The following is a 2,917-nucleotide window of genomic DNA, read 5'->3' as shown; positions in this document are numbered from 1 at the left end:
AAACACCCCATAAATGTTAGTTGGTGTCTAACATTTACGGGGCAGTTCAAGTTTGTCCACAGTCTGAAATCCTCTATTTAAATTCAGGGATTTTTATATAATAGTTCTATTTTTTTTGTTTGACAATAAAAGAGAGAAGGATGAATGTTGCTAACGTCACAAGACACACTGTGGTCCCAATGATGTTTTGCTTATTAAAGATAAATGCCAAAAAGATAATGCTTAAAGCAGTGATGGCTAATATAGTTGTATATGGGTACCATTTTACCCGGAAACCTAGTTTACCAGTGTATTGATTACGCAGCTTCAATTGCGCGGAACAAATGCTGATCCATAATAATAAAACTGTGAATCCAGGAATGGCCATAAGGTAGCTTAAAATCAGGTCGGGAGTCAAATAGGATAAAAACACACCAGCCAATATACATAATGTAGTTAGGAATATACCATTAAGCGGGATACCCTTTTTGGTTGTTTTTAAAAATGCTCTAGGCGCTTCCCCATTCTGGGAAAGAGTGAACAATGTCCTTGAAGTAGCGTATATACCTGAATTTGCAGCTGATAACACAGCAGTTAAAAGAACGAAATTCATAATATCGGCAGCTCCGGGAAGACCCGATAAGCTGAAAACCTGAACGAAAGGACTTATTTCAGTGCTTATTTGGTTCCAAGGTATTACCCCACAAATAATAAGTATCGGCAAGACATAGAAAAGGATCACCCGCCATACTGTCCCTTTAATTATTTTTGGTATGACCCGCTGACTATCTTTTGTTTCCGTGACGGCTACACCAATTAATTCTGCGCCCCCATATGAAAACATTACCACTAAAAGTGCACTTAACATTCCGTCAATTCCTTTTGGGAAAAAACCACCATGTTCCGTGTAATTAGAAAATGAAGCCGAACTAGGAAACAGTCCCAGCAGGATCAAAGCTCCTAAAATAATAAAGGCAATTAAGGTTATTATTTTAATTCCTGCGAACCAAAATTCGAGTTCTCCGTAGTATTTTACTTGAAATAAATTAATTCCTATAATTACTGAAGCGCAAAGTATGCTTAACAGCCATAATGGCACCGTAGGAAACCAATATTGTAGAAAACTGCCGGCAGCGACTATTTCTACAATGATTACGATAATCCAATTAAACCAATAGAGCCATCCGACTATGAAGGATAGTTGAAAACCAAAAGCTTTATTAATGAGATGTTGTACGTTCAAATTAGGAAAAGCGGTTGCCATCTCTCCTAATGCGGCCATTACAATAAATAACAATAGCCCCCCTATTATATAGGCTAATACAACACTTGGACCTGCCATATTTAATGTATCGGAGCTCCCCTTAAAAATCCCTGTTCCTATCATTCCTGCTAAAGCAATGAACTGGACATGCCGTGGCAATAGGCCCTTTTTTAAATCTTGATGAGTCTTCTCCATTTTATTCATGCCTTTCATTCATTATTATAATAAAATAGTCTATAAATAAAACTAAAAATCTCTTCTATTATTGAACGCTTTTACGTACTAAAGTACTATGTTAATATAACATGAATCGGAAAAATGTCAATTTAGGCAGGGGAATTGGAATAGATTCCCGATCAGGTAAGAAGAGTAGTCTTTATTATCTGAAAATATTGGGTTTTATGAAATGAATCAAACGAAAAGCAAACTGATAAGTGGGTCAGACGTTAACCATACCTTTACGACGATGGCACAGTTGTTTAATTATCAAAAATGGCTATTACAATCCTTAGAACATATTATAACTTCTGCAAACCATTTAAGTCAGGTGAAACAAAGGAAATACCTGCTCAGCGTTTAGGAATTGCCGAAAAGGTGTATTCTTGGGAGTATTTTATAAATGTTTTTTTTTTAAAAGAAGCTCAATTTTATCAATGGAATACTTCTTTCTTCTTCAACTTACGATACAGGTTATTAGTAAAAGAAGGAGGAATTAAATTTAGTGGAGATTTAATCTTGATGGTATCTTGCCTAGAGGAATTATCAAGGAATATCAAGTTTATGTTCCGAGGGGGATCAGTTGATTGATGAAAAAACAGCGTAACATTATTTTTTACATTGGTACTTCAATTGATGGCTATATTGCGAATGATGATGGTACTTTGGAGTGGTTAGAATCAACAGAGGTAGAAGGAGATTCAGGCTACAATGCACTTCTGGAAAGAATTGATACTGCCGTTATGGGAAAAGGAACTTATGATGTCATTCGTGGATTTGATATAAAAAGCTTTAGTATAATAAGTTAATAAAGATAAATAAAAGGAAGGGCACAGTTTAAATAACTGTGCTCTTTTTATTGAAATATACTAAAATCACCGAAGAAAACTCGGTGCAAATAGTTGTACATCATAACTTACATTTTTTAGATTAAATAGTTTGTGACAGGTAAAAGAACCGGTTACTTTCAAGGCCGGTTTTCTTTAATATAGGAAAAGCTAACGAGGCTATTCGTTCTCATCTAAAAAGAGAAGAGGGGCCGGCGGTAGGTTTTCTGTTTCTTGTATCGGTTCAATTTCGCTTATAAATTCCAAATAACCGGTATATACCTGCGAGGCCATTCCTAAATAGTGCAATTCAGTGTGGATGATTCCCTTCTGTGGTGAATGGTACATATACATATTTTCATCCCTCCTTTCTATAAAAAATAGGCCAGCCAGTTATAGGAGTTAATCGAATCATTATGAACGTTATTTTTATTTGAAATCATTCTTAATGCTTCAAATATTGGATGCTCCAGGTTCGAAGTCCTTGGATTTGACGAAGGATTTTTGTTTTATTAAATCTGGATTAAAAAATGTGATAAACATTTTGGAATGGTCTTAAACTTAAACGGAATTTAGCGACTTCCCCATATTCCTTGGCCAATCGGGTCAGAAAGCCGATGGTATCAGTTTG

Annotated in this window: 3 protein-coding genes; 1 reads left to right on the top strand and 2 read right to left on the bottom strand. The window is 35.5% G+C overall.

Translation table 11 applies throughout. The features are described from left to right. Positions 1 to 106 precede the first annotated feature (106 nt). Entirely contained in the window at positions 107 to 1,438 is a 1,332-nt protein-coding gene (locus ACFVSH_RS24890; protein ID WP_387708423.1) for an amino acid permease, read from the bottom strand. A gap of 608 nt (positions 1,439 to 2,046) precedes the next feature. Between ACFVSH_RS24890 and ACFVSH_RS24885 the strand changes: the two genes are divergently transcribed. Next, entirely contained in the window at positions 2,047 to 2,268 is a 222-nt protein-coding gene (locus ACFVSH_RS24885) for a dihydrofolate reductase family protein (RefSeq protein ID WP_387596894.1), read from the top strand. Between the two features lie 198 nt (positions 2,269 to 2,466). Here the strand turns inward: ACFVSH_RS24885 and ACFVSH_RS24880 are convergent, their stop codons facing one another. Further along, positions 2,467 to 2,640, bottom strand: a complete 174-nt coding sequence (locus ACFVSH_RS24880; protein ID WP_387596891.1) for a hypothetical protein — start codon at positions 2,638 to 2,640, stop codon at positions 2,467 to 2,469. Between the last annotated feature and the right edge of the window lie 277 nt (positions 2,641 to 2,917).

The sequence above is a fragment of the Peribacillus sp. NPDC058002 genome, from assembly GCF_042886655.1.
Taxonomy (GTDB): Bacteria; Bacillota; Bacilli; order Bacillales; family DSM-1321; genus Peribacillus; species Peribacillus aracenensis.
This window is presented reverse-complemented; position numbering and strand designations above follow the sequence as displayed.

Excerpts from the sequence above, each read along its gene's own strand:
- ACFVSH_RS24890 (WP_387708423.1), bottom strand. The coding sequence starts at position 1,438 with ATGGAGAAGACTCATCAAGATTTAAAAAAGGGCCTATTGCCACGGCAT.
- ACFVSH_RS24880 (WP_387596891.1), bottom strand. The coding sequence starts at position 2,640 with ATGTATATGTACCATTCACCACAGAAGGGAATCATCCACACTGAATTG.